Raw genomic sequence first — 26,709 nt, 5'->3', positions numbered from 1 at the left:
AAAAGGCACGCAAAAGGGGCAGGACATGTTGGGCACCAGGCTGAGAAATCTGCGCAAGCCGCTCGTCGCGGCGGCGCTTGCAGGTGCCATGGCCCTGCCTGCTCAGGCGGAAACGCTGGCCGATGCGATGGTCGCGGCCTATCGGCACTCGGCCCTGCTCGAACAGAACCGGGCCGTCCTGCGCGCGGCCGACGAAGATGCCGCCACCGCCCTTGCCGCGCTGCGCCCGATCCTGCAATGGGTCGGCGAATACACCTATCAGAACATCGAGGGGTTCGACGCCAACTCGGCCAGCCTGTCGCTGCAGGCACAGATGACGCTGTACGACTGGGGCCGGAATGCGATCGCCATCGACATCGCCAAGGAATCGGTTCTGGCGACCCGCGCCGCGCTGGTCGGCGTGGAACAGGACGTGCTTCTGGGCGCGGTCGAAGCCTATCTGAACGTGCGCAGCGCCACCGAGCAGGTCGAGCTGCAATCGAACTCGGTCCGCGTGATCGGTCAGGAACAACAGGCCGCGACGGACCGCTTCGAAGTGGGCGAGATTACGCAAACCGACGTGTCGCAGGCCGATGCGGCCCTGGCCGAGGCGCGGGCGGAATTGGCCACCGCGCAGGGCGACCTGCAGATCGCGCGCGAGAATTACCGCGCGCTGACCGGCAAATTCCCTGGCACCCTTGCCCCGCCGCCGCCGACGCCGAAGCTGCCCGCGAACCTGGTCGCCGCGCGCGAAATCGGGCAGCGTACCCATCCGCTGATCCAGCAGGCAAAGCGTGAGACCGCGGTCTCGGAGCTTGGCGTTGCCGCCGCCGCCGCCGAACGCAATCCCGAACTGACCGGTACCGCCGGCATCAGCACGACGCGGTCCAAGTCGATCAGCGGCGGCGGGGTCAGCACGACCACCGATGTCGGCACGATCGGGTTGAACCTGTCGCAGACGATCTACTCGGGCGGACGCCTGCCATCCGCCCACCGCAAGGCCATGGCACAGCGCGATGCCACGCGGTCATCGCTGCTGCACACCGCCCGTCAGGTCGACCAGGCAGTCGGCAATGCCTGGGCGGGCATCGATGTGGCACGCGCACAGATCGGTGCGATCGACGAACAGATCGTCGCGGCCCGCCAGGCCTATAACGGCGTGCGCGAGGAATCCCTGCTGGGCGCGCGGACGACGCTGGACGTGCTGGATGCCGAGCAATCGGTGCTTGAGGCGATGGCCAACAAGATCACCGCCGAAGCCAACCTGCAATTAGCACATTATCAACTTCTGTCCGCTATGGGTCTGTTGACGGTAGAGAACCTGAAACTGGGAATCCCGACCTATGACCCAACGGCCTATTACAATGCGGTGCAGGACGCACCCTTCACCAGCCGGCAGGGCGAAAGCCTCGACCGCGTGCTGCGCGCCATCGGCAAGCAATAACGCCGGCTGCGCCCCTGCCGCGGGGGCGCGCCATGCAGGCTGAACTGGCAGTGCAGCGGCTGCCGCTGCCCCAGACCGCGAATGTCGGTGACGTTTTGGCCTCGATCCGGCGCCTCATCGCGCAGGAAACGACTCCTGAGGCGGTGATGACGAAACTGCCGGCACCTTCGCCCCTGGTCCTGTCGCAGACCGATCAGGTCGCGCCGCCGCCCTTCGAAGACCCCGTCATGAGCGAAGAGGAAGCAGCCGAATTCGCGGAGGCCGAGGCCGCCTTGGCCCGTATGCTGGCCCCGCCCGCAGCGACGATCGCCGTCATCGAGGAGATCGCCTCGCCTCTGGACGCGCCCGAGAGGACACAAGGGCCCGAGTTGCGGAACATGTTTCTGGCGCCCGAGGGGCATGCCGATCGCGAAGACCTGCGCAGCCTGATCCGCGCGGCACTGCGCGAGGAAATGGAGGGCGAGATGGGCGCGACCTTCAGCCGCAACCTGCACCGGGTCATTCGCCAGGAAATCGAGGCGGTCATCCGCGAAGCCGCGATCGGCCCCTAAGCCTGCGTCACCATGCCGCGTCCGCGCCGCGGCAATGGCAGTTCACTTCAGTTCAGTTCAGTTCAGGTATTTTTCGGGGTCCACGCTGTCGAAGCCATTGCGGACCTCGAAATGCACCACGCCCTTGTTGCGGGCCTTGCCAAGGGCCGTGCCGGTCGCGACCGATTGGCCCTTGGTCACGGCGACATCGTCCAGCCCGGCATATACGGTCATCAGGTTGTCGGGATGGCGCAGGACGATGATCGGCACCTGATCGGTGTCGCGGGTGATTGCCGCGACGGTGCCGGCGGCTGCTGCCGAAACCGTGGTGCCCGGCGCTGCCGAAATGTCGATGCCTTCGTTCTTGCCCTTTTCGTAGGTGCGGATGATCGCGCCATTCGCGGGCATGCGGAACTTGCCATTGCCCGAGGCCGCCGTGCGCGTCTTGCCCAGATCCGGGCTTGCAGGCTTGTTGGTCGGACTGTTCGAAGGCTTGGTCTTCTCGTTCGGCAGCGGCTCGGACGAGGATGGCGGCCGCGGCGTCGGGCTGCCTGTTCCGGGTGCCGTCAGCGCGGCAAGGGGTTGCGGCGATTTACCAGCGACCGGGATCAGCAGGCGCTGGCCATTCCGAACCGCCATGCTGGACGGCAATCCGTTCCAGGACGCCAGATCATTGACCGAGACACCGTATTTGCGGGCAATGGACCACGCCGTCTCGCCCTGCGCGACGACATGCTGGCGCGGCTGGCTTGCGGCTGGCTGCGTGACCGCGCCCGCCGTCACAGCCCCGGTCGCACCCGCAGGCGGCGGGACATTCGGTTGCCTGACACCTTGCCCGGCATAGGGATCGCTGACCTGACCGGTGGTCGAGGTCACGCGCGCGCCCCCGGTCGCGGCGACCGGCGCACCAGCCGCGACCCGACGCGGCAAGGCGACGACCGATCCCGGATTCAGCGGCGCATCGGCCGCAATGGCGTTGTAGCGCGCCAGTTCGGCCGCATTCAGGCCGACCCGCGCGGCGACTACGGCGATGGTGTCGCCCTGACGGGCGATCGCCACCTGATAGCTGGGATAGCTGATGATCCCGCGGCTGTCCGGCGCTGGACGCGGCGCGGCCGCCGCTGCGGCCGGGGCTGTGTCCAGTCCGCCGCCGCCCCATCCCCGCAAATCCGCGTCCAACGTGCTAAGGTTGACGCCCCCTTGCGGGCTGCAGCCCACCACCACCGCCAACATCCCGGCAGCACATGCAAGCCGCGCGAAATCTACCATCTGCCCGATCCCCAATCCTTCAGTCGGGGGTCATGTCTGGCCCAACCCCTCGACCAGCGGCACGAAACGCACTTGCCGCAATTCATCATAATCGAAACCGGTTTCGGTCCGTCGCACGCGGATCAAGGTCTGCACCGCATCCGACTGCCCGACCGGCAGGACCATGATACCGCCGATCTTCAGTTGCGCCAAGAGCGGCCCCGGCGGATCCTCGGCCGCGGCAGTGACCATGATCCGGTCGAAGGGTGCCTGTTCGGCCAACCCGCGAGAGCCGTCCGCCGCCATAGCGGTGATGTTCGTCAGGCCGAAATGCCGGAAGATCGCCTCGGCCTCGGTCACCAGCCTGCGGTGTCGGTCCAGCGTATAGACGCGGCGGCAAAGCAGGGACAGGATCGCCGCCTGATATCCCGAGCCGGTCCCGACCTCGAGCACCTTATCGCGCGGCCCGACCTCAAGCGCCTGGGTCATCAGCCCGACCACCGAAGGCTGGCTGATGGTCTGGCCGCAGGGGATGGGCAGGGGTGTATCCTCATAGGCGCGATCCTCGAAATGACCGCGCACGAACTCGCCCCGGTCGATCCGCTCCATCGCCTCCAGCACCCTGGGGTCGGTCACACCGCGCTGGCGCAGCGCGAACAGGAAGCGCATCTTTCTTTCGGCGGCTTCGGGTTCGTCGCTCATCGCGGGATCAGCCCTCTTCAAGGACGCGCAGCGCGTCAAGGCTTGCGTGGCAGGTCAGGTCCGGACGCATTGGCGTCACCGAGATATAGTTGCGCATGTTTGCGTCGACGTCGCTGCCGGGACTGGCCTCGGCCGTCTGCGAGCCGCCAAGGATCCACAGGAACCGCCGCCCATTCGGCGCGGGATAGGGTTCCGCCTCGAACCGCACGCCCGCGCGACGCCCCTGCGGCGCGACGCGCGTGCCGCGCACCGATGCGGCGTCGCAGGCCGGGAAGTTGATGTTGTAGAACAGCCGGAAATCCGCGTCAGATGTCCAGTCGCCATGTTCCAGAAGTTGGCGGATCAGGCGCGGACCGTGGCGGCGCGCAGCCTCGAACGGGTCGGCCAGGCCCGCGGTCTGCAACCCCATGTATTGCGACAGGGCAATGGCAGGCAGACCCTGAAGCGCCGCTTCCATCGCCCCGCCGATCGTGCCGGAATACATCACGTTCTCGCCCGAGTTGTTGCCCCGGTTCACGCCGGACAGCACAAGGTCGGGGGGATTGTCACGCATGACGTCGCCAATCGCCGCAAGCACGCAATCGGCGGGCGAACCTTCTGCCGCAAACCGGCGGGGGCCAAGCTCGGCGATCAGGGTCGGATGGACATAGCTGATGCAATGGCCGACCCCGGATTGCTCGAAGGCAGGAGCGACGGTCCAGACCTCACCCTCGGGCCCCGCGATCTCGGCCGCGATCTCGGCCAGCGCGACCAGCCCGGGCGCATTGATTCCGTCGTCATTGGTAAGCAGGATCCGCATTCAGTCCCCATGTGCTGCGCCGGAAACCCGGTGTGGATCGGGGCCTGAATTCCCCCCGCGTCGCCCGGACCGTCCGATATTTGCAATCAAATCCCCGTTAGAAACATGATTATCCGCGTGGCGGCGCTGCGACAACCCGAAGCAGGGACAACCGCAGCGTTTGACGCGCGGCAGTGCTAAGGGCAGGATCAAACCGAGCAGAGCCGGGCAGAACATGCAGATCTATCTTCCGATTGCAGAAGTGGCAGTCAATGCCTTCGCACTTGTCGGGCTTGGCGGTGTCGTCGGGCTTATGTCCGGCCTGTTCGGGGTGGGTGGGGGATTCCTGATCACACCGCTGCTGTTTTTCATCGGCATCCCGCCCGCCATCGCGGTGGCGACCGGGGCGAATCAGGTCGTGGCCTCATCCTTCTCGGCGCTGCTGTCGCATGTGAAGCGCAAGTCCGTCGACTTCCGCATGGGCTGGGTGCTGCTGGCCGGTGGTCTGGTCGGATCCTCGATCGGAGTCTTTTTCTTCAACATCCTGTCGCGCCTTGGCCAGGTCGATCTGGTGGTCCAGCTGTGCTACGTCATCTTCCTGGGCCTGATCGGGGCGATGATGCTGCAGGAAAGCGTCCGCGCCCTGCGCCGGTCCCGGAAAAGCGGACCGATCAAGCCGATGCGCCGCAACCAGCATGGCTGGGTCCATCGCGGGCCGTTCAAGATCAAGTTCCGCGCCTCGGGCCTGTATATCAGTGTGATTCCGGTGCTGCTGGTCGGGGCCGCGGTCGGCATCCTGGGCGCCCTGATGGGGGTCGGCGGCGGTTTCATCATGGTGCCCGCGATGATCTATCTGCTGGGCATGCCCACCAAGGTCGTCATCGGGACCTCGCTGTTCCAGATCACCTTCCTGTCGGCCTATACGACGCTGATGCATGCCGTCTCGCTGAACACCGTCGACATCATGCTGGCAGTTCTGCTGATCATCGGCGGCGTCGTGGGCGCGCAGATCGGCACCACGCTGGGCGCGAAACTGCGGGCCGAGCAATTGCGCATCCTGCTGGCGCTGCTGGTGCTGGCCGTCTGCGGCAAGCTCGGGCTGGATCTGGTGCTGAAGCCGGACGACCTTTATTCGCTGACGCCGGGGGTGATCGGATGATCCTGCGCGCCCTGGCCATCCTGATCGCGGGCGCGCTGCCCCTTGCCGCGCAAGAGGCTGCCCCAACCAAGCCGCCCGAACGGATCGTCGCCGACCTGTCGCGCGACGACGTCGACATCACCACCAGCTTCGACGGGTCCGAGATCATCATCTATGGAGCGATCAAGCGTGAGGCCCCGCCGCTGGCCACGCCGCTGGACGTCATCGTCACCGTCGAAGGCCCGGCCCTGCCCGTCACCGTCCGCCACAAGGAGCGGCGCTTCGGCATCTGGGTCAATACCGGCAAGGTCGCCATCGCCTCGGCCCCGAACTTCTATGTCGTGGCCACCACCCGCCCGCTGGAAAAGATTCTTGACCCGGCCGAGGACAGTCGTTTCCGCATCTCGGTCCCGCTGGCCATGCGCGCCTTCGCCGGCGCGGCCGAGGTCGATGACGTCGTCCCCTATACCGAGGCCCTGATCCGCCTGCGCGAACAGCACGACCTGTATCGTCTGGACGAAGGCGCGGTCCGCCTGGCTGAAGAGACGCTGTTCCGCGCCGATGTCCGCCTGCCCGCCAACCTGATGGAGGGGCTTTACGCGACCCGCATCTTCCTGATCCGCGACGGCAAGGTACAGGACACGTTCCGCGCCCCGATCGAGGTGCGCAAGGTCGGGCTGGAGCGGTGGCTGTATCGGCTGGCCTTTGAAAAACCCTTCCTTTACGGGCTCATGTCGCTGGCACTGGCAGTCGCCGCGGGCTGGGGCGCATCCGCCGCCTTCCGCCAGTTGCAGCGCAGCTAGGTATCGCGGGGGGTGCGACGGAACGGCCCCATCTCGGTCAGGACTTCCATCTCTTCGCGGACGGCGCGGCGTTCGCGCTGCAGGTAGTCGTCGATCGCGTCATGCAGGCCCTGATCGGACAGCCAATGCAGGGAATGGGTCTGGCTGGGCAGATACCCCCGCGCCAGCTTGTGTTCGCCCTGCGCCCCCGCCTCGACCCGCGACAGGCCGTGCGCGATCGCCCAGTCGATGGCGCGGTGATAGCACAGTTCGAAATGCAGGAAGGGGTGATCCTCGATGCAGCCCCAATAGCGGCCATAGATCGCATCCCTGCCCAGCAGGTTCAGCGCCCCCGCGACAGGGCGGCCGTCACGCTCGGCCAGAACCAGCAGGCAATCATCTCGCATCGTGTCATGCAGCCGGTCAAAGAAATCCCGCGTCAGATAGGGGCGGCCCCATTTCCGGCTGCCCGTGTCCTGATAGAAGTGCCAGAACGCATCCCAATGTGCGGGCAGGATCTCGTCCCCGCGCAGGCTGCGGATGGTGCCGCCGAAGGCCTGGGCACGTTCGCGTTCCTTGCGGATCGCCTTGCGCTTGCGCGACGACAATTGCGCCAGAAAATCGTCGAAGCTGGCATAGCCGTCATTCTGCCAGTGAAACTGTTCGCTGGCGCGGGTCAGGAAGCCCACGCCCCGGCCAAGCTCTGCCTCAGCCTCGGTGCAGAAGGTCACATGCGCGCCGGACAGCCCCGATTGCCGGACGACCTGCGCCATGGCCTGCAGCAGCGCCGCCTGCACCTCGGGAAAGGCCGAGATCAGCCGCGGGCCCGTCACCGGCGTGAACGGAACTGCGCATTGAAGCTTGGGATAATACTGCCCGCCCGCGCGTTCGAATGCCTGCGCCCAGGCATGGTCGAAGATGTATTCGCCCTGGCTGTGCGTCTTGAGATAGCAGGGCGCCACGCCCGCCACCCTGCCGTCCAGTCGGGCGACAAGATGGCTCGGGTGCCAACCCGTCCCCTCTCCTACCGAGCCGGATTGCTCCAGCGCGGCAAGAAAGCGGTGTGTGGTGAAGGGATTCGCCTGCGCACCGCAGCCATCCCAAAGGGCGGCGTCGATGCCCAGGATCCCGGGCAGGACGGAGACGCTGAGTTCGCTCATGCCGCGGACGATAGCGGGGGTGCCGCGCTTTGTCAGCGGCCCCCGGTTACTTCCAGGTTTGTGCCCGTCACATAGCTCGCCTGTTCGCTGGCCAGCCACAGGATCGCCTCGGCCACCTCCTCGGCACTGCCCGGACGGCCCATCGGAACGCCGGGAGCAAGGATCCGCGCGCGGTCGGGATTGCCGCCCGAGGCATGGATCTCGGTCTCGATCAGACCGGGGCGGACGGCGTTGACGCGGATGTTCTGTGGCGCCAGCTCCTTGGCCAGACCGATGTTCAGGCTGTCGATCGCGCCCTTGCTGGCGGCATAGTCGACATATTCGCCCGGTCCGCCCAGCTTCGCCGCGGCAGAGCTGAGCAGCACGATCGAGGACGAGGCCTCGTCCTTGGACCGTTTCAGCCGACGCGCCGCTTCCCGCGCGGTCAGCAATGCACCGGTGACGTTCACGTCCATGACCCGCTGGATCCGGTCCAGCGACATTTCGGCCAGCGGCATGGCCTGCGACAGCATCCCGGCATTGACGACGACGGAATCGATCCGTCCGAAGGCCGCCTCGGCCGCATCGAACAGCGCGATCACCTCGGCCTCGCGAGCGACGTCGACCTGAAGGCCGACGGCGCGGCGACCCGCGGCGCGGATGCGCTCCAGCACCTCCTGCCCGGCCTCGGCGTCATTGCGCCAGCTGATCGCGACATCCCAGCCGCGTTCGGCCGCCAGCAACGCGACGGCGCGGCCAATGCCGCGCGACCCGCCCGTCACGATCATGGATTTGGTTCTGCTCATGCTCCCCCCGGCAGATAATTTTCAAACGTGATGTTGTCGGCCACCGCTCTCGCTGCCTGCTCCTGCGCGGGCGAACGGATGGTCCAGGTCAGGACCGGCACGCCACGCGCCTTCAGGGCAGTGACGGCAGGATTGTCCAGATCGTCCCGGTCATGCGAGACGAAACTTGCCCCGACCCGGTCGAAATCTGCGATGGCCGCGAGACCCTCGCGCGTCGCGTCGTCCAGCATCGGCCAGTCCTCCGCGTCATAGCCGCAGGTGGTCAGCCCGACCGTGACCCCCGGCGCCGCAGCGTGGAACGCGGCGATGCTGTGGGGGTTGAAGGACATGACCGCGACCGGCCCGTCATAGGCCGCCACAAGCGCCGCCACGCGTTCGGACAGATCCCCGATCTCGTCGGTCGAGCGCAGGCTTTGATCCTTGATCTCGATCAGCAGCGGAACGCGGCCCGCGACTTCGGCCAGCAATTCGGCCAGCGTCGGGATCGCCTCGTCGGTTTCCATCAGGCGCAGCATCGACAGCGTGTCGATTCCCAGCGCACGGACCAGTCCTTCGGCCCCCGTCAGGCGCGGCAGGTCATCGTCGTGAAAGACCATCGGCGTTCCGTCGGCCGCCGCCTGGATGTCGCATTCGATGCCGTAGCCGGCGGCGATGGCGGCGCGAAAGGCCGCCATGCTGTTTTCCGGAAGTCCGGCAGAATGCAGCCCCCGATGCGTGATCGGCAGGCTGAGAAAATCGGGATGAAGCGGCATCACGCGATCTCGAAGATCGCTTCGACCTCGACCGCGACTCCGCGCGGAAGCGCGGGGGCGGATACGGCGGCGCGGGCGTGGCGGCCCTTGTCCCCGAACACCTCGACCATCAGATTCGAGCAGCCATTGATGACCTCGGGCTGGTCGGTGAATTCGGGCGTCGAGTTCACGAAGCCGCCCAGCTTGACGACCCGCTTCACCCGATCAAGCGACCCAAGCGCCGCGCGCGCCTGCGCCAGCAGCGCCAGCCCGCAGGTCCGCGCTGCCTCGGCCCCCGCTTCGACGGCAAGGTCGTCACCCAGCCTGCCCTTTTGCGCGCTGATCTGGCCCGAGACGAACAGCATGTTCCCCGAGATCACGAAGGGCACGTAATTCGCAGCCGGCGCGGGCGCGTCGGGCAGCGTGATCCCCAGTTCGGCCAGTCTCGTCTCGATGCTCATCTTATCCCTCAGTCTGTAATGGAGGCGCGGAAGTCGCCAAGGACGGCGCGCCATGTCGCCAGCGCGTCCTCGAAATTCTTGCGCCCCAGACCGTCATCCGCAAGCCCGATATCCATTTCCAGAAAGGGATCGCCGGAATCCGCCACGAAAAGCTTGCCGACCGGGTTGTCCCGGTTCCAGTCATTCGCATCCTCTGCCGTCATCGGATGGGTCAGCTTGAAACTGGTGACGAACTGCATGCGCCGGCAACTGGGCGCGCAGTCATAGAAATAGACGTTGAACAGCGTCTCGTCGATCTCGCTTTCCAGCATCGGCATGCCTTCGACATCGCGGCTGGGGACCACCTTCATGCCTTGTTCTGCCATGATCCGGCCAATGATTTCGGGGTCTCCCGTCACCGCCTCGGCCATCAGCGCGGCGGGGTTCAGGAGGGCAAGCAGGAAGAAGGCGCGTGACGCACGCATGGAACAGACTCCGCCGGAGGGATGGCAGGCCTATTAGCGTTTTGCCGATCAGGCTACCAGAGCTTCCGCGCGCTTCAGATCGACGCTGACAAGCTGGCTGACACCCTGCTCGACCATGGTCACGCCGAACAGCCGATCCATCCGCGCCATGGTCACGGCATGGTGCGTGATCACAAGGAATCGCGTATCCGTCCGGCGGGTCATTTCGTCCATCAGATCGCAGAAACGCGTCACGTTCGCATCGTCCAGCGGTGCGTCCACCTCGTCCAGAACGCAGATCGGCGCGGGATTGGCCAAGAACACGGCAAAGATCAGCGCGAGCGCCGTCAGCGTCTGCTCGCCCCCGGACAGAAGGCTCAGCGTCGACAGCTTCTTTCCGGGGGGCTGGCACATGATTTCCAGCCCGGCCTCAAGCGGGTCGTCGGACTCGACCAGGACCAGCCGCGCCTCTCCGCCGCCAAAGAGATGCGTGAACAAATTGGTGAAATTCTGGTTCACCGTGTCGAAAGCCGCCAGCAGCCTTTCGCGACCCTCGCGGTTCAGGCTGCCGATCCCCTGACGCAGCTTTCGGATCGCTTCGGTCAGGTCCTCCTTTTCGGCATTCAGCCGGTCGCGTTCGGTTTCAAGCTCCTGCTTGTCCTCATCGGCGCGCAGGTTGACCGAACCAAGCGAATCCCGATTCTGCCGCAGACGCTGGATGCGGTCCTCAAGCGCGGCTGGGGCGATCTCGTCGATCTCGCCCAGCGCTTCGCGCAGGGCTTCGGGTTCGGCCTCGGTCTCGTCAAGGATGCGGGCACGGGCGGCGACCTCGGCCTCGGTCGCGGCTTCTGCCCGCGCTTCGCGCGCGGCCCGCGTCGCCCGCGCGTCCGAGGCGGCACGCTCGGCATCGCGCTCGGCTTCGGCCGCGACGCGCAGCGCCTGATCGGCAGCTGACAGCGCAGCCCGACCACGGGCAAGGCGCGCGGCGGCCTTGGCCTCGGCATCGGTCAGGGTCTCGCGGCGCTCGGCCAGGATCTCGGGCTGGGCTTCGGCCGCTTCCAGCTCGTCCGCGGCGTGTTCGCGCCGCGCGACCAACTCGGCGGCGCGCGTTCCCGCCTGATCCAGACGCAGGCGCCAGCCCGAATCCTCCTTGGCGATTTCCTGCAGGCGCCGGATCCGGGCCGTCGCCTCGCGCTTCAATTCGTCCAAAGCACCGCGCCGGGTCATGGTGGCGATGCGCGCGGCCTCGACCCCGGTGCGCGCATGTTCAAGCGCAGCGGCGGCAACGCCGCGATCGGGAAGCTCGGCCAATGCACGCTCGGCCTCGGCCAGTCGCGCCGCGGCGTCGCCAGCATCAGCACGGTGGCGGGCCAGTTCGGTTCGCGCCGATTCGGCACGGCTGCGCGTGGCGGCAAGTTCGGATTCCGCGCGCGTCACGGAGCGCGACGCCTCGGACAGGCCGCGTTCGGCCTCGCGCCGCGCATCGCGGGCCGAACGCTCGGCCCCGCTCGCATCGGCCAGGCGATCACGCAGGGCCTGATGACGCCTTCCGGCGTCCGAGGCCCGATCGCCCACGGCCTGGGCCTGCGCGGTCAGTTCCGCAAGCTGGTTCACCTTTTGCAAATGCAGCGCGGCAGTCGACGAAGCGTCCTGCGCCAGAACGCGCATTCCGTCCCAGCGGAACAAGTCGCCCGAAAGCGTGACTAGGCGCTGACCGGGTGCCAGCGCCTGCTGCAGCCGCGCCGCCTCGACCGCGTCACCGACCAGCCCGACCTGCGACAGGCGGCGCGTCAGCACGGGCGGAGCGTCGACATGGGGCGCAAGCGGGGTCACGCCCTTGGGCAAGGGTTGCGGCGGCTCATAGCCGGGCAGCGGATGCCAGCCCGAACCATCCTCGGCAAGCCCGGCCGCCAGTTCGTCGCCCAACGCCGCGCCAAAGGCGGCCTCGTATCCGCGGGCAACCCGCACGAGGTCAAGGATCGAGGCACCGCCAGCATCGCCGCGCTCCACCAGCCGCTTCAGCGCGGCCATTTCGGCGGTCAAGGCAGAAAGCTCGCCCTCGGCCTCGGCGCGGGTGGCGCGGGCCTCGGCCTCGTCCCCCTCAAGGGCACCGCGACTCTCTTCGGCCAGCAGCAGCGCCTCCTCTGCGGCTTCGACGCGCTCATGCGCCTCGTCTTGCGCGATGTCTGCGGCTTCGCGGGCAGCCTCGGCGACGGCACCGGATTCGTCCGCCTTGGTGGCGGCGGCCTCGGCGGTCGTTGCGGCCCGGTTCGCCCGGTCGTGCATCTGGCGCAGATCATGGGCCAGCCGCTCCGCCGACTGGTGCCGCGCCGACAGTCGCGCGCTTTCGTCGGTCAGTTCGGCCAGCCGGTCCTCGACCTCGCGCAGAACCTCGGCGGCTTCGTCCGCCACCCCGGTCGCAAGCTCCAGCCGCTCGGCATGACCTTGCCCGGCCTTTTCCAGCTCGCGCTTTTCCCATTCCAGACGTTCGATGACCTCTCCCGCGTCACGGTTCAGGGCGGCTTCGCGCTCGATGTCGCGGTCAAGGTGGGCGATGCGGGCCAGCAGGGTCTTGATGGCTTGGGTCGCGCGGGCCTCGGCCTCGTCCAGCGCCTCGCGCTCGACAGTGGCGCGGGACAGGATTGCCGCGGCGACCTGTTCCTCCTCGCGCAGGGCCGGCAAGTGGATCTCGGCCTCCTCCCGCGCGGCAATGGCGCGTTTCGCGGTCGCCTCGACCTCGCCGGCAAGGCGGATCGCTTCGCGCAGGGCTTCAGCGGTCTGGGCCTTGACCTCTTCGGCCTCGGTCCAGCGGCGATACAGCAGCAGCCCTTCGGCCTGACGCAGCGCGGCACCGATCTCGCGGTATTTTGCCGCCGCGCGGGCCTGCCGCGCCAAGGATGCCGCCTGCGAGGACAACTGGTCCAGCGTGTCATCGACCCGGGTCAGGTTTGCTTCGGCCGCATTCAGCTTCAGTTCCGCTTCGTGCCGGCGCTGGTAAAGCCCCGAGATGCCGGCCGCTTCCTCAAGAATACGACGACGCGCCTTGGGCTTTGCGTTGATGAGTTCGGAGATTTGGCCCTGCCGCACCAGCGCCGGCGAGTGCGCCCCGGTCGAGGCATCCGCGAACAGCATCTGCACGTCCCGCGCGCGCACTTCCTTGCCATTGATGCGATAGGCGCTGCCGGCATCGCGCGTGATCCGGCGAGTGATGTCCAGCGCATCGGCATCATTCAGGCCGGCAGGGGCCAGTCGGTCCTTGTTGTCGATGGTGAGCGTGACCTCGGCATGGGCGCGCGCGGTGCGGCGTGCGGTCCCGGCAAAGATCACGTCCTCCATCCCCTCGCCGCGCATGGCGGTCGGGCGGTTCTCGCCCATCACCCAGCGCAGGGCCTCAAGCAGGTTCGACTTGCCGCAGCCATTCGGACCCACCACGCCGGTCAGCCCCTCATGAATGACCAGGTCGGTCGGATCCACGAAGCTTTTGAAGCCGTTCAGGCGAAGCCGGTCGAAGCGCAATGGAATTGGTCCTGCATTATGATTATTTTGCGCCAATCCTTGGCGAAAATGCCGGAAAAGTCAATCTGCGCCACAATATGTGGATAACCTGCGGCGGCGATCCACAACGGTTTGAGTTTCCAGCAGCAGAAACAAAAAGGGGCTGCCCAAGGGCAGCCCGTCAATGCGACGATAAGGCGCGCGCGATCAGGCGGCGTCAGCCTCTTCGGCGGCGTGGCGGCGTTCGCTTTCCTCGCGCGACAACGCGACCGAGGTCCGCACACCTTTCGAGACGAATTCCATCAGGCCCTTCACGACGCGTTCGTTCGGATCGATGCCAGCGCAGGACAGGACCTCGCGCCCATCGCGCGAGCGTGCCCAACGTGCAATCTGATCAGGCCCGTTGCCGTATTTTTTGTCATCCGCGATCGCATCATCAAGCGCAGCCAGCACAACGGCAGCAAAAAGCTTGCGGGCACGTTGCCCTTGTTCGAAATTGAAAGCCGAACCATCCACGAAATCGCGCATATACTTAATCCTGTTTTTCTTGCAGTACCGCATCATGACGACGGAGCCCCTGCCCGGTCGTATCCTTCGCCAGCGACGGCGAAGCTAGGCGGGCTTAGCCGATCCCGCCCGTGATTCGGTATGCCCCTACCTACATGACAGCCATGCGCCCCGTGCAAACCCAAGCAAATGCAGCATAGCTTGCGCTTTCTGAAGCTTTCACGACACCCGGAAAACCCCGCCAACCCTTGACAATGGCACAAAGCCGATCCGATTGCGGCGGAACATGGCACTGGATATAGGGGCGCGTAAGCGCGGTTCAAGCGCCGCGACGTCACATCCCTTTCTCAACCTTTCAAGGCGAATTGAATGGCCAAGATCAACGGCAATGAAATCAAGCCCGGCTATGTGCTGGAGCATGACGGCGGGCTTTGGGCCGCCGTGAAGGTCAACCACGTGAAGCCCGGCAAGGGCGGCGCCTTTGCCCAGGTCGAGATGAAGAACCTGCGCGACGGCCGCAAGCTGAACGAACGCTTCCGCTCGGAAGACAAGGTCGAGTATGTTCGCCTGGACAACAAGGACCAGCAGTTCCTGTATGAATCCGAAGGGCGCCTTGTCTTCATGGACAGCGAGACTTTCGAGCAGATCGAGCTGGATGCCGATCTTCTGGGCGACCGTCGCCCCTTCCTGCAGGACGGCATGACCGCGACCATCGAATATTACGGTGACGAGGCGCTGTCGGTCCGCATCCCGCAGAAGGTCGTCTGCCGCGTCGCCGAGACCGAGCCGGTGTTGAACGGCCAGACGGCATCGAAAAGCTTCAAGCCCGCGATCCTCGACAATGGACTGCGGATCATGATCCCGCCCTTCGTCGGCGCGGATGAGGCGATCGTCGTCAATACCGAGCTGTTCGAATATTCGGAGCGCGCCTGAATCGATGGCGCAGGGGCGGCAAATGCCGCCCTTGTCCCCGCCCGCGACAATGCTTCAAGACGGAACGGACCGAAACGCCGCTTCGTGCGTTCAAGCCAGGTCAAGACGGAGCATGACATGTCGCAACTCACCATCCGCGTCTCGCACGAGAATTACGGCAGCTCGGGACGTTATGTCGCCACCCTGCCCGGCATCGACGGCGAGGCGGAGCTGACCTGGCGTTCGGGGGGGCCCGGCATCATCGTCGCCGACCACACCTATTCCCCCGACACGATGCGCGGCACCGGCGCGGCGACCGCGATGGTTCAGCGCCTGATCGACGATGCGCGCCGTCAGGGATTGCTGATCGTCCCCGCCTGCACCTATGTGCGCGCGCAATTCGACCGGCATCCCGAATGGGCGGACCTGCGCGCGGGCGAAGGCTGACCCCTAGCCGCGGCGCTGACGCAGCTCTTCGCGCAGGATGTTCAGGAAGACCTGCGCGGCGGGAGTCGGATTGTGGTCACGCAGGGTGACGATCGAATAGGCCGCCACGCTGAGATCGCGGGCGACGCCCAGCCGGGAAATCGGCGCACTGCGCCCTTCGGACGCGAACAGCCGCGCGGCCGAGGTCGACATCACCCCCACCGCCTGCGATCGAAGCACGAAGGCCAGCGTCAGCATCAGCGAACTGGTCGAGATGACCGTCGGCGGCGGGAACAGCCCGTGGTCGATCAGGTAACGCTCGACCGTGCCACGCAGCATGCTGCCGGTCGGTTGCATCACCCAGTCGTATTCCAAACAATCGCGCAGGTCGCAGCCCGCCTTCCCCGCCAGCGGATGGTCGCGCCGCACGATCAGCGACAGTGGCTCGGGGCCGATCGGGGCCACGTCGAAGGGCGCAGGATCCTGCGTATCCGGGACGCGGCCGATATACAGGTCCAGCCGCCCGGACAGCAGTTCTCCCACCAGGCGGTCGCTGGAAGCGACGTCGATGCGCACGCGCAGATGGGGTTCGGACCGTTCGAGGCTGTGAACGATCGGCAGCACCAGATCCAGCGACGGGCCGGAGACCGAGCCGATATGCACCGACCCCACCCGACCGCGGTCGATGTCGCGCACCTCGCGCCCGGCGATATCCAGGTCGCGCAGCATGGCGCGCCCCCGTTCCGCCAGTCTTTCCCCGGCGAGTGTCAGGCTGACACCGCGGCTGTGACGCTGCGTCAGTTGGGCGCCGACGATGCGTTCAAGATCCGACAGCATTCGAGATGCTGCGGGCTGGGTGATGTTCAGGAAGGCTGCGGCAAGGCTAAGCTGCCCCGTCCGCTCGACCGCGACCAGCAGGGCAAGTTGTTTCAGCTTGATTCCCCGAGAGACGAGTTCGTCCCCCACGTCGCGGTTTGCGCGCATGCTTGCGGCCGTTCATCCCAATGTTAGCGCTAAGATATATCATAAACGATATAACGCCCCACAGAAACCGAAATTGACGCCTGCAACGGTGCCAAGCTAGCCTGTCGGCAGGCAGGCGGCCTGACGCCGCTGCCGCGGACGGCTGCCGGGATTGGCCCGGCAGGCCCGCGATGACGGGGGGAAGCACCGGAAGATCCTGCAAGGCGCCGATGAGCGCCCTCTTCTGTCGTGCCCATCAACGGGAGGAAATATGTCTACCCTCAAGAAACTTGCGCTTGCTGCTGCTTCGGTCGCGGCTCTTTCGGTGCCCGGCTTCGCGCTGGCCGAAGGCATGGTCGGCATCTCGATGCCGACGAAGACCTCGGCCCGCTGGATCGATGACGGCAACAACATGGTCAAGCAGTTCCAGGACGCCGGTTACCAGACCGACCTGCAATATGCTGACGACGACATTCCGAACCAGCTTGCCCAGATCGAGAACATGATCACCAAGGGCGTGAACGTGCTGGTCATCGCCGCCATCGACGGCACCACGCTGTCGAACGCGCTGGCGAACGCGAAAGCGGCGGACATCAAGGTCATCGCGTATGACCGCCTGATCCGCGACACGCCGGACATCGACTATTATGCCACCTTCGACAACTTCAAGGTGGGCGTCGAGCAGGCCAACACCCTGGTCGCCGGCCTCAAGGAGCGTTTCCCGGACGTGAAGCCGTGGAACGTCGAACTGTTCGGCGGCAGCCCGGACGACAACAACGCCTTCTTCTTCTATGATGGCGCGATGTCGGTCCTGCAGCCGATGATCGACGACGGCTCGATCGTGATCCCGTCGGGCCAGATGGGCATGGACAAGGTCGGCACCCTGCGCTGGGACCCGGCCACCGCGCAGTCGCGCATGGATAACATCCTGTCGGCCAACTACACCGACAAGCAGGTGAACGGCGTGCTGTCGCCCTATGACGGGCTGTCGATCGGCATCCTGTCGTCGCTGAAGGGCGTGGGCTATGGCTCGGGCGACCTGAAGATGCCGATCGTCTCGGGTCAGGACGCCGAAGTCCAGTCGGTCAAGTCGATCATGGCGGGCGAACAGTACTCGACCATCTTCAAGGACACCCGTGAACTGGCGAAAGTCACCGTCAGCATGGTCGATGCGATGATCAAGGGCGAAGAGCCGCAGGTCAACGACACCAAGACCTATGACAACGGCGTCAAGGTCGTCCCGTCCTACCTGCTGGAGCCGGTTCCGGTCACCGCCGCCAACGTCAAGGACGTGCTGGTCGGCTCGGGCTACTACACCGAAGACCAGCTGAAGTAATCCAACCAACCCGCGCCGCCGCAGGGGAAAGCCCCCTGCGGCGGCGTATTCCTTAGCTAGGGGCAGAAGGTAGCGATGGATCCCATTCTGGAAATGCGGGGAATCACCAAGGAATTCCCCGGCGTCAAAGCCCTGGACAACGTCAACATGGTCGTGCGCCGGGGCGAGATCCGGGCGCTTTGCGGCGAAAACGGCGCCGGCAAGTCGACGCTGATGAAAGTGTTGTCGGGCGTATATCCCCACGGCTCCTATGACGGCGAAATCCTGTATAATGGAAAGCCGATGGCATTCCGGGGCATCCCTGACAGCGAAGCCCAGGGTATCGTCATCATCCATCAGGAACTGGCACTGGTGCCACAGATGTCGATCGCCGAGAACATCTTCCTTGGAAACGAGATCGCCAGCCGTGGCGTGATCGACCGTCACGAGACGAACCGCCGCACGGCCGAGCTTCTGGCCAAGGTCGGGCTGCGCGAAAGCCCCGAAACCAAGGTCGGCGAGCTGGGCATGGGCAAACAACAGCTTGTCGAGATCGCCAAGGCCCTGTCCAAGAAGGTCGACCTGCTCATCCTGGACGAGCCCACCTCATCCCTGAACGAGAATGACAGCGCCGCGCTTCTGCGCCTGCTTGCAGGCTTCCGCGAGCAGGGCATGACGGCCATCATGATCTCGCACAAGCTGAACGAGATTTCGCAGGTCTGCGACAGCATCACCGTGCTGCGCGACGGCTCGACCGTGTCGCACCACACCGGGATGGTCCCGGAAAGCCAGATCATCAAGGACATGGTCGGTCGCTCCATGAACGACCGCTATCCCCCGCGCGAGCCGAAGATCGGCGAAGTGGTGATGCAGGTCCGCGACTGGACCGTCGCCGACCCCCTGCGCGAAGGCCGGATGCTGGTCGACAACGCCAACTTCGACCTGAAGCGAGGCGAGGTTCTGGGCATTGCCGGCCTGATGGGTGCAGGCCGCACGGAACTGGCGATGAGCCTGTTCGGTCGCTCGGTCGGTGATTTTCGCAAGGGCAGCGTGTCGATCCACGGCAAGCAGGTCGATCTTGCGACCGTACCCAAGGCGATCAAGGCCGGGCTTGCCTATGTGACCGAGGACCGCAAGTCCCTGGGACTGGTGCTTGAGGACACGATCCGCCGCAACATCCCGCTGGCAAACCTTGCGGGCATTGCGAAACGCGGCATCATCGACCGCCACCGCGAAGGCCAGGTCGCGCGCGACTTCCGCAAGCAGATCAACATCCGCTCCTCGTCCATCGACCAGGTGATGGCCAACCTTTCCGGCGGCAACCAGCAAAAGGTGGTGCTGTCGAAGTGGCTGTTCTCGGAACCCGAGATCCTGATCCTGGACGAACCCACGCGCGGCATCGACGTCGGCGCGAAATACGAGATCTACACCATCATCCGCGACCTTGCCGCCGCGGGTAAATCCATCATCGTGATTTCCTCGGAAATGCCGGAGCTTCTGGGCATCACCGACCGGGTACTCGTCATGAACGAAGGGCGTTTGGTGGGCGACATGCCGACCGCCGAGGCGACCCAGGAACGCATCATGTCGATCATCATCAAGTCGGGCCACAACCTGACCGAGGAAGACATCACCCCCGAAGAGATCGAGGCAGAGGCCGCCCATGTCTGATACCACCGAAACCCGTCCCGGCGGCGATACCTTTGGGTTCATCCGCCGCAACATCCGCGAATACGGAATCCTGTTCGCCCTGATCGTCATCATGGCGTTCTTCCAGATCGTGACCGGGGGGATTCTTTTCCGCCCGGTCAACCTGACGAACCTGTTCCTGCAGAACAGCCACATCGTCATCATGGCGGTGGGGATGCTTCTGATCATCGTCGCGGGCCATATCGACCTGTCGGTCGGGTCGGTCGCGGCATTTGTGGGCGCGCTGGCCGCGCTTATGATCGTGAAGCTGGGCCTGCCGATCCCCGTGGTCGTGGTGCTCAGCCTGGTTGCGGGCGCAATCATCGGCGCCATCCAGGGTTACTGGGTCGCCTATTGGAAGATCCCGTCCTTCATCGTGACGCTGGCGGGGATGCTGATCTTCCGCGGTCTGACCATGTGGACGCTGCAAGGGCAGTCGATCGGCCCCTTCCCGCGCGAATTCCAGATGATCGCCTCGGGCTTCATCCCCGACTTCTTCGGGCCGGACAAGCCGAACACGCTGTCGCTGATCCTGGGCTGGGGCGCCGCACTTGTCATCCTGTGGATGCAGGTCCGCAACCGCCGCCGCGAGGAGACGCTGGGCATCGCGGACGAACCCTTTGCCTTCTTCGTCGCCAAGAACGCGCTGATCTTCGTCGCGCTGGCCTGGATGACCTGGGCGCTCGCGAACTTCCGCGGCCTGCCGAACGTCTTCATTGTCATGGCCGTGCTGGTCGCGCTTTACGCCTTCCTGTCCGAACGCACGACGATCGGCCGCCGCATCTATGCCATCGGCGGCAACGCCAAGGCCGCGAAGCTGTCGGGCATCAACTCGGAACGCGTCGTCTTCCTGACCTTCATGAACATGGGGATGCTGGCGGCGCTGGCCGGCCTGGTCGTTTCGGCCCGCCTGAACTCGGCCACCCCCAAGGCCGGCGTCGGCTTCGAGCTTGACGTGATCGCGGCCGTCTTCATCGGCGGCGCCTCGATGTCGGGCGGCGTCGGCACCGTGATCGGGGCCGTGGTCGGCGCATTCATCATGGGTGTGATGAACAACGGCATGTCGATCCTTGGCATCGGCATCGACTACCAACAGGTCATCAAGGGGCTGGTCCTCATGGCCGCCGTCATCTTCGACGTTTCGAACAAGAGCAAATCGTAATGACTTTCAAACCCGCAGAATGGCCGCGCAAGTTGCGGTCGCAGCACTGGTATGGCGGCAACTCGCGCGACACCATCTATCACCGTGGCTGGCTGAAGAATCAGGGCTATCCGCATGACCTGTTCGACGGTCGCCCGGTCATCGGGATCCTGAACACCTGGTCGGACCTGACGCCCTGCAACGGCCACCTGCGGGAACTGGCCGAAAAGGTGAAGGCCGGCATCTGGGAAGCCGGCGGCTTCCCGGTCGAGGTTCCGGTCTTCTCGGCCTCGGAAAACACCTATCGCCCGACCGCGATGATGTATCGCAACCTTGCCGCCATGGCGGTCGAGGAAGCGATGCGCGGCCAGCCGATCGACGGTGCGGTGCTGCTGGTCGGTTGCGACAAGACCACCCCCAGCCTGCTGATGGGTGCGGCCTCGACCGACATCCCGTCGATCGTCGTGACTGGCGGCCCGATGCTGAACGGCTGGTTCCGCGGTGAGCGCATCGGCTCGGGCACGCATCTGTGGAAATTCTCGGAAGCCGTGAAGGCGGGCGAGATGACGCAGGACGAGTTCCTGGAAGCCGAGCAGGCGATGAGCCGCTCGTCCGGGACCTGCAACACGATGGGCACGGCTTCGACCATGGCGTCGATGGCCGAGGCGCTTGGCATGGCGCTTTCCGGCAATGCCGCGATCCCGGCCGTCGATAGTCGCCGCCGCGTGATGGCGCAACTGTCGGGCCGCCGCATCGTACAGATGGTCAAGGACGACCTGAAGCCCAGCGACATCATGACCAAGCAGGCCTTCGAAAACGCGATCCGCACCAATGGCGCGATCGGGGGGTCGACCAATGCCGTCGTCCACCTGCTGGCCATGGCGGGCCGGGTCGGCATCGACCTGACGCTGGACGACTGGGACCGCTGCGGCCGCGACGTCGCGACCATCGTGAACCTGATGCCCTCGGGCAAATACCTGATGGAAGAGTTCTTCTATGCGGGTGGCCTGCCTGTGGTCCTGAAGCGTCTGGGTGAAGCCGGGCTTCTGCACAAGGACGCGCTGACCGTCTCGGGCGAGACGGTCTGGGACGAGGTCAAGGACGTCAAGAACTGGAACGAGGACGTCATCCTGCCGGTCGAGAAGGCCCTGACCCAGCAGGGCGGCATCGCCGTTCTCAAGGGCAACCTGGCGCCGCTGGGCGCGGTGCTGAAGCCTTCGGCCGCCAGCCCGCACCTGATGCAGCACCGTGGCCGTGCCGTGGTCTTCGAGGATATCGACGACTACAAGGCCCGGATCAACGATGACAGCCTCGACATTGACGAGACCTGCGTCATGGTCATGAAGAACTGCGGTCCCAAGGGCTATCCCGGCATGGCCGAGGTCGGCAATATGGGCCTGCCGCCCAAGGTGCTGAAAAAGGGCATCACCGACATGGTCCGCATCTCGGATGCGCGCATGTCGGGGACGGCTTATGGCACCGTGGTCCTGCACACCTCGCCCGAGGCCGCGCGTGGCGGTCCGCTGGCGATCGTGCGCACCGGCGACTTCATCGAACTGGACGTTCCGAACCGCCGCCTGCATCTGGACCTCAGCGACGAGGAAATCGCGCAGCGTCTGGCCGACTGGAAGAACCCGGTCGAGCCGCCGGCCTCCGGCTATGCCCGGATGTTCCATGACCATGTCGAGGGCGCCGATACCGGGGCCGATTTCGACTTCCTCAAAGGCAGCCGTGGACGCGAGGTGGGACGTGACAGCCACTGATCTGGCAATCATCGGCTTCGGCAAGATCGCGCGGGAACAGCATCGTCCCGCGCTGGATGCGTCGAGCGCCTTCAACCTGGCCGCGACGGTCGACCCCTTCAACACGGCCGATGGGGTCAGCGCCTTCAAGGACGTGACGACCTTCCTGGCCGAGCGGCCCGAGGTCGGGGCGGTCGCGCTTTGCACCCCGCCGCAGGTGCGCTTCGCCGTCGCGCGCGAAGCGCTGCTGGCGGGTCGCCACGTCCTGCTGGAAAAGCCGCCGGGCACCACCGTGTCCGAGGTGATGACCCTGCAGCGCATCGCCCGTGATCAGGGCAAGACCCTGTTCACCGCCTGGCACAGCCAGTTCGCGCCCGGCATTCCCGGCGCGCGGGAATGGCTCTCCAGCCGCAAGATCACCGCGATCACCGTCACCTGGCGCGAGGATGTGCGGCGCTGGCATCCGGGCCAGGACTGGATCTTCGCCCCCGGTGGAACCGGGGTCTTCGATCCCGGCATCAACGCCTATTCGATCCTGACCTATATCCTGCCGGTCGCGCTTTACACGACCGGGGCCGAGCTTGAATTCCCGGCAAACCGCGACACGCCCATCGCAGGTCGGTTGACCATGCTGACCGAGGAAGGCGCGCCGGTCGACCTGGACTTCGACTTCCGCGAAACGGGCGTCCAGACCTGGAACATGCGGATCGAAACCGATCGCGGCGTGATGGAGCTGTCGCAAGGCGGCGCGACCATCACTGCCGATGGCGAGGTTCTGTCCGCAGAAGGCGCGCTGGCGGGCGAATACGACCGCATCTATGCCCGCTTTGCCGAGCTGATCGCGAAAGGCGAAAGCGATGTCGACCTGACACCCTTCCGCCATGTCGCCGATGCCATGATGCTGGGGCGCCGGGTGCAGACCGACGCGTTCGAATGGTAAGCCCCGTCGTGACCGGTCCGGACTGGATCGCGGTCGACTGGGGCACCACCCGGCTTCGCGTTTGGGCCATGCAGGGATCCGAGGTGCTGGACAACCGCTCCTCGGACAAGGGCATGGGCAGCCTGACGCCGGAAGGGTTCGAACCCGCGCTTCTGGAACTGGTCGCGGACTGGTTGGGTGACCGGCCGGTTCCGGTCATCGCCTGCGGCATGGTCGGCGCGCGGACGGGTTGGGTCGAGGCGGAATACCGCCCCACCCCCTGCACGCCGCTGGACCCGCTGCGCGCGACACGACCCCTGGTCGCCGATCCGCGGCTTCAGGTCCATATCCTGCCCGGCCTGTCCCAGATCGACCCGCCCGACGTGCTGCGCGGGGAGGAAACCCAGATCGCGGGATTTCTGGCGCGGAACCCGGATTTCGAAGGCACGCTTTGCCTGCCCGGCACGCATTGCAAATGGGTGCGCATCGCATCCGGCATGGTCGAGGGGTTCCACACCTTCATGACCGGAGAGGTCTATGCCCTTTTGTCGCGCCAATCCGTACTGCGCCTGACCATCGGCGACGCACGACCGGACATGGACAGCTTTCTGGAAGCTTCGGCCCAGGCGGCGACCAATGCCGACATGGCCCCGGCAGGCCTGTTCCCCCTGCGCGCGGCGGCATTGCTGAACGGGTTGACGGCGGAACAGGGCGCTGGACGGCTTTCGGGCCTGCTGATCGGGTCCGAACTGGCCGCAGCCCGACCGCTATGGAGCGATCGCCGCGTGGTCATCATCGGCGCGCCCGAACTTTCGGCGCTTTACGCGGGGGCCTTGACGCAGGCCGGTGCGGATGCTCATCAAATGGATGGTGGCGAACTGGTCCTTGCCGGACTGACCGCCGCCGCTTCCGCCCTGACGAGGACCACATGACCCAGCCAATCATAGCCATCCTGCGCGGCCTGACCCCGACCGACGCACTTGCCGTGGGCGAGGCCCTGATCGATGCCGGCATCGACCGAATCGAAGTGCCGCTGAACTCTTCCGATCCGCTGGAAAGCATCCGCCTGATGGCCACGGCCTTTGCCGGGCGCGCCACCATCGGCGCCGGCACCGTCCTGACGGTCGAGGATGTGGCCCGCGTCGCGGATGTGGGCGGGCGCATGATCGTTTCGCCCAACACCAATCCCGAGGTCATCCGCGAAACGCGGCGGCTGGGGCTGGAATCCTATCCGGGCGTGTTCACCGCAACCGAGTGCTTTGCGGCCATCGCCGCCGGGGCCACCGGTCTGAAGCTGTTCCCCGCCGATCAGGCCGGGACGGTCGCGCTCAAGGCGCTGCGTGCGGTGCTACCGCGCGACATGTCGGTCTATGCCGTGGGCGGCGTCGGTCCGAACAATTTTGCGGACTGGATCGCAGCGGGCGCGCAGGGCTTCGGCATCGGCAGCTCGCTTTACAAGCCCGGCGACAGCGCCGATCAGGTGGGCCAGCGCGCCCGCGAAATGGTCGCGGCGCTTCCGGCATGAAATACACGCTGTTCGACCCTCGCCCTTGCCTGCTGGGCGAGGGGGCGTTCTGGCACCCCGAGCGCCAGCAGGCCTTCTGGTTCGATATCCTGAACCGCCGGATGCTGAGCCGCAGGCACGGCCGCGAACTGGCATGGAGCTTTGACGATCGTGTCTCGGCGGCAGGCTGGATCGACCACGACAATCTGCTGATCGCCAGCGAAACGGCGTTGTTCCGTTTCGACCTGCGCGATGGCAGCCGTCAGCATCTGGTCGCGCTTGAGGCCGACCGCCCCGACACCCGCTCGAATGATGGCCGCGCCGATCCGCAGGGCGGGTTCTGGATCGGGACCATGGCCACGGATGGAAGCCCGGGACAGGGCGCCATCTATCGCTATTACCGGGGTGAGCTGCGCAAGCTGCATTCTCCCGTCTCGATCCCCAACGCGATCTGCTTTTCGCCGGATGGCAAGCTGGGTTATTTCGCCGACACGGATGCCCAGATGGTCTGGGTCCAGGATCTGGATAGCGATGGATGGCCCAAGGGCCAGCCACGCGTCTTCCTTGACCTGCGCGGGACCGACCAGTTTCCCGATGGCGCAGTGACCGATGCGAAAGGCAATTTCTGGAACGCCCGCTGGGGCACCGGCAAGCTGGTCTGCCATGCCCCCGACGGCCAATTGTTGCAATCGGTCGAGCTGCCCGTGAAACAGACGACCTGCCCCGCCTTCATCGGCGAAAGACTGGACCGCATCCTTGTCACCAGCGCGGCGGTCGACCTTGGCGGCGCGCAGGACGGGCGCAGCTGGATGGTGCTGCCGGTCGGCGTGACCGGGCGACCCGAACCACAGGTGCAACCATGACGAAGGACGCTTTCGGCAAGCTGCCCGATGGGCAAGAGGTCAGCCGGATCACCATAACGGGCCACGGGCTGACCGCCTCGGTCGTCACGCTGGGCGCTTCTCTGCAAGACTTGCGCCTGGACGGGGTCGCGCATCCGCTGGTGCTGGGCTTCCCGACCCTGCCCCCCTATCTGGACGAGGGGCGCTATTTCGGCGCGATCGTCGGACGCTGCGCGAACCGCATCGCCCGCGGCGAGGCCGAAATCGACGGGCGCCCCCTTGCCCTGGATCGAAACGAAGCCGGGCGGACGACGCTGCATGGCGGCTCGGACGGGACAGGGGTGCGCAACTGGACAGTCGCCGATCACGGGCCGGATTTCGTCGCATTGTCGGATTACCTGCCGGACGGTCACATGGGCTTTCCGGGAGCGATGCTGGTGCGCGTGCGCTATCAGATCCTGCCCGGCCCGGCACTGCGGATCGAGATTGTCGCGACCTCCAGCGAAACCACGATCTGCAATTTCGCGCAGCACAGCTATTTCAATCTGGACGGCAAAGCCGACATCTCGGACCACCGCCTGACCATCCCGGCCGAGACCTACCTGCCGGTGGACGAGGCGTTGATCCCCTTGGGCAGCCCTGCGCCCGTCGCGGGCACGCATCTGGATTTCCGTCAGCCGGTCCAGCTGGCCGAACGGCTGGGCGGTCCGTTGATCGACCATAACCTGTGCATCGACACGACCCGCCACCACCTGCCCCGTCCCGCGGCAGTGTTGCAGGCGGGAGATGTCCGCATGACGATCGACTCGACCGAGCCGGGACTGCAGGTCTATGCCGCCGCCCACATGCAGGGCGGGGCCAAGGGGATCGGCGGCGCGCCTTATGGCCGCCATGCCGGGATCGCGATGGAATCCCAGCTTTGGCCCGATGCGGTCCATCACGGGGATTACCCCTCGACCCTGCTGACCAGCGACCAGGTCTATCGCCAGACGACCGTCCTGGGCTTCACGCGCACCGGAAGCAGTTGACGCACTCATCCGCTTCAAGGGAAATGGTGTTTCAGGAGGAACACC

General features: G+C 65.8%; 26 protein-coding genes. 15 read left to right on the top strand and 11 right to left on the bottom strand.

Translation table 11 applies throughout. The features are described 5' to 3' along the window. Positions 1-25 precede the first annotated feature (25 nt). Entirely contained in the window at positions 26-1,423 is a 1,398-nt protein-coding gene (locus tag RM190_RS13320; RefSeq protein ID WP_311759943.1) for a TolC family outer membrane protein, read from the top strand. Positions 1,424-1,455: 32 nt separating this feature from the next. Next, positions 1,456-1,974: a hypothetical protein gene (locus RM190_RS13315; protein ID WP_311759942.1), complete on the top strand. Its 519-nt coding sequence runs from the start codon at positions 1,456-1,458 to the stop codon at positions 1,972-1,974. A 57-nt stretch (positions 1,975-2,031) separates the two neighbouring features. On the opposite strand, the gene RM190_RS13310 is transcribed toward RM190_RS13315, so the two are convergent. The 3 genes from RM190_RS13310 to surE are packed head-to-tail and all read right to left on the bottom strand — an operon-like array spanning position 2,032 to position 4,702. Then, complete coding sequence (locus RM190_RS13310) at positions 2,032-3,222, bottom strand: LysM peptidoglycan-binding domain-containing protein (RefSeq protein WP_311759941.1); 1,191 nt, start codon at positions 3,220-3,222, stop codon at positions 2,032-2,034. A gap of 30 nt (positions 3,223-3,252) precedes the next feature. Further along, positions 3,253-3,903, bottom strand: coding sequence for a protein-L-isoaspartate(D-aspartate) O-methyltransferase (locus RM190_RS13305; RefSeq protein ID WP_311759940.1), 651 nt, complete (start codon positions 3,901-3,903; stop codon positions 3,253-3,255). 7 nt (positions 3,904-3,910) lie between these two features. After that, positions 3,911-4,702 carry a 5'/3'-nucleotidase SurE gene (surE, locus tag RM190_RS13300; protein ID WP_311759939.1) on the bottom strand — a complete coding sequence of 264 codons (792 nt, stop codon included), beginning with the start codon at positions 4,700-4,702 and terminating at the stop codon, positions 3,911-3,913. A gap of 214 nt (positions 4,703-4,916) precedes the next feature. Between surE and RM190_RS13295 the strand changes: the two genes are divergently transcribed. Together RM190_RS13295 and RM190_RS13290 are read left to right on the top strand one after the other, a co-directional pair. Continuing rightward, entirely contained in the window at positions 4,917-5,840 is a 924-nt protein-coding gene (locus RM190_RS13295; protein ID WP_311759938.1) for a sulfite exporter TauE/SafE family protein, read from the top strand. Further along, a complete protein-coding gene (locus RM190_RS13290; RefSeq protein WP_311759937.1) occupies positions 5,837-6,622 on the top strand; it encodes a TIGR02186 family protein in 786 nt (261 codons plus the stop codon). Before RM190_RS13295 ends, RM190_RS13290 begins: the two co-directional genes overlap by 4 nt. Here the strand turns inward: RM190_RS13290 and RM190_RS13285 are convergent. From RM190_RS13285 to RM190_RS13255, 7 genes are all read right to left on the bottom strand, one after another. Next, a complete protein-coding gene (locus RM190_RS13285) occupies positions 6,619-7,761 on the bottom strand; it encodes a GNAT family N-acetyltransferase (RefSeq protein WP_311759936.1) in 1,143 nt (380 codons plus the stop codon). The genes RM190_RS13290 and RM190_RS13285 overlap by 4 nt on opposite strands. 32 nt (positions 7,762-7,793) lie before the next feature. Beyond that, positions 7,794-8,546 carry an SDR family oxidoreductase gene (locus RM190_RS13280; protein WP_311759935.1) on the bottom strand — a complete coding sequence of 251 codons (753 nt, stop codon included), beginning with the start codon at positions 8,544-8,546 and terminating at the stop codon, positions 7,794-7,796. Continuing rightward, positions 8,543-9,298: a glycerophosphodiester phosphodiesterase family protein gene (locus RM190_RS13275; RefSeq protein ID WP_311759934.1), complete on the bottom strand. Its 756-nt coding sequence runs from the start codon at positions 9,296-9,298 to the stop codon at positions 8,543-8,545. Before RM190_RS13275 ends, RM190_RS13280 begins: the two co-directional genes overlap by 4 nt. Beyond that, positions 9,298-9,738 carry a RidA family protein gene (locus RM190_RS13270; RefSeq protein WP_311759933.1) on the bottom strand — a complete coding sequence of 147 codons (441 nt, stop codon included), beginning with the start codon at positions 9,736-9,738 and terminating at the stop codon, positions 9,298-9,300. The genes RM190_RS13275 and RM190_RS13270 overlap by 1 nt, the downstream gene beginning before the upstream one ends. An 8-nt stretch (positions 9,739-9,746) precedes the next feature. After that, positions 9,747-10,202 (bottom strand): YbjN domain-containing protein, encoded by a 456-nt coding sequence (locus tag RM190_RS13265; protein ID WP_311759932.1) that lies wholly within the window; start codon positions 10,200-10,202, stop codon positions 9,747-9,749. Between the two features lie 48 nt (positions 10,203-10,250). Continuing rightward, positions 10,251-13,697 carry an AAA family ATPase gene (locus RM190_RS13260; RefSeq protein WP_311759931.1) on the bottom strand — a complete coding sequence of 1,149 codons (3,447 nt, stop codon included), beginning with the start codon at positions 13,695-13,697 and terminating at the stop codon, positions 10,251-10,253. A 186-nt stretch (positions 13,698-13,883) separates the two neighbouring features. Continuing rightward, the gene (locus RM190_RS13255) at positions 13,884-14,204 is read right to left on the bottom strand and encodes a DUF6280 family protein (protein WP_074968330.1); all 321 of its coding nucleotides are present in this window, start codon (positions 14,202-14,204) and stop codon (positions 13,884-13,886) included. Between the two features lie 348 nt (positions 14,205-14,552). Between RM190_RS13255 and efp the strand changes: the two genes are divergently transcribed. Together efp and RM190_RS13245 are read left to right on the top strand one after the other, a co-directional pair. Next, on the top strand, positions 14,553-15,116 hold the full coding sequence (gene efp, locus RM190_RS13250; protein ID WP_311759930.1) for an elongation factor P: 564 nt from the start codon (positions 14,553-14,555) through the stop codon (positions 15,114-15,116). Between the two features lie 117 nt (positions 15,117-15,233). Then, positions 15,234-15,542, top strand: a complete 309-nt coding sequence (locus RM190_RS13245) for a GNAT family N-acetyltransferase (RefSeq protein WP_311759929.1) — start codon at positions 15,234-15,236, stop codon at positions 15,540-15,542. 3 nt (positions 15,543-15,545) lie between these two features. On the opposite strand, the gene RM190_RS13240 is transcribed toward RM190_RS13245, so the two are convergent. Continuing rightward, positions 15,546-16,505, bottom strand: coding sequence for a LysR family transcriptional regulator (locus RM190_RS13240; protein ID WP_311759928.1), 960 nt, complete (start codon positions 16,503-16,505; stop codon positions 15,546-15,548). A 250-nt stretch (positions 16,506-16,755) separates the two neighbouring features. Here RM190_RS13240 and chvE point away from each other — a divergent pair, with 250 nt between their 5' ends. The 9 genes from chvE to RM190_RS13195 all read left to right on the top strand — a co-directional run bounded on the left by chvE (position 16,756) and on the right by RM190_RS13195 (position 26,664). Then, on the top strand, positions 16,756-17,820 hold the full coding sequence (chvE, locus tag RM190_RS13235; protein ID WP_311759927.1) for a multiple monosaccharide ABC transporter substrate-binding protein: 1,065 nt from the start codon (positions 16,756-16,758) through the stop codon (positions 17,818-17,820). Between the two features lie 75 nt (positions 17,821-17,895). Then, on the top strand, positions 17,896-19,470 hold the full coding sequence (gene mmsA / locus RM190_RS13230) for a multiple monosaccharide ABC transporter ATP-binding protein (protein WP_311759926.1): 1,575 nt from the start codon (positions 17,896-17,898) through the stop codon (positions 19,468-19,470). Continuing rightward, entirely contained in the window at positions 19,463-20,650 is a 1,188-nt protein-coding gene (mmsB, locus tag RM190_RS13225; protein ID WP_311759925.1) for a multiple monosaccharide ABC transporter permease, read from the top strand. The genes mmsA and mmsB overlap by 8 nt, the downstream gene beginning before the upstream one ends. Next, positions 20,650-22,392 carry an L-arabinonate dehydratase gene (gene araD, locus RM190_RS13220; RefSeq protein WP_311759924.1) on the top strand — a complete coding sequence of 581 codons (1,743 nt, stop codon included), beginning with the start codon at positions 20,650-20,652 and terminating at the stop codon, positions 22,390-22,392. Before mmsB ends, araD begins: the two co-directional genes overlap by 1 nt. After that, the gene (locus tag RM190_RS13215) at positions 22,379-23,311 is read left to right on the top strand and encodes a Gfo/Idh/MocA family protein (protein WP_311759923.1); all 933 of its coding nucleotides are present in this window, start codon (positions 22,379-22,381) and stop codon (positions 23,309-23,311) included. Before araD ends, RM190_RS13215 begins: the two co-directional genes overlap by 14 nt. Further along, positions 23,305-24,222, top strand: a complete 918-nt coding sequence (locus RM190_RS13210; protein WP_311759922.1) for a 2-dehydro-3-deoxygalactonokinase — start codon at positions 23,305-23,307, stop codon at positions 24,220-24,222. Before RM190_RS13215 ends, RM190_RS13210 begins: the two co-directional genes overlap by 7 nt. Then, positions 24,219-24,815, top strand: coding sequence for a 2-dehydro-3-deoxy-6-phosphogalactonate aldolase (locus RM190_RS13205; RefSeq protein WP_311759921.1), 597 nt, complete (start codon positions 24,219-24,221; stop codon positions 24,813-24,815). Before RM190_RS13210 ends, RM190_RS13205 begins: the two co-directional genes overlap by 4 nt. Continuing rightward, on the top strand, positions 24,812-25,657 hold the full coding sequence (locus RM190_RS13200) for an SMP-30/gluconolactonase/LRE family protein (protein ID WP_311759920.1): 846 nt from the start codon (positions 24,812-24,814) through the stop codon (positions 25,655-25,657). Before RM190_RS13205 ends, RM190_RS13200 begins: the two co-directional genes overlap by 4 nt. Beyond that, a complete protein-coding gene (locus RM190_RS13195) occupies positions 25,654-26,664 on the top strand; it encodes an aldose epimerase family protein (RefSeq protein ID WP_311759919.1) in 1,011 nt (336 codons plus the stop codon). Before RM190_RS13200 ends, RM190_RS13195 begins: the two co-directional genes overlap by 4 nt. Positions 26,665-26,709: the final 45 nt, after the last annotated feature.

The organism is Paracoccus broussonetiae (genome assembly GCF_031854425.1).
GTDB classification, from domain to species: domain Bacteria; phylum Pseudomonadota; class Alphaproteobacteria; order Rhodobacterales; family Rhodobacteraceae; genus Paracoccus; species Paracoccus broussonetiae.
Note: the sequence above shows the minus strand (reverse complement) of the source record. Positions and strands in the feature narration are given on the sequence as shown.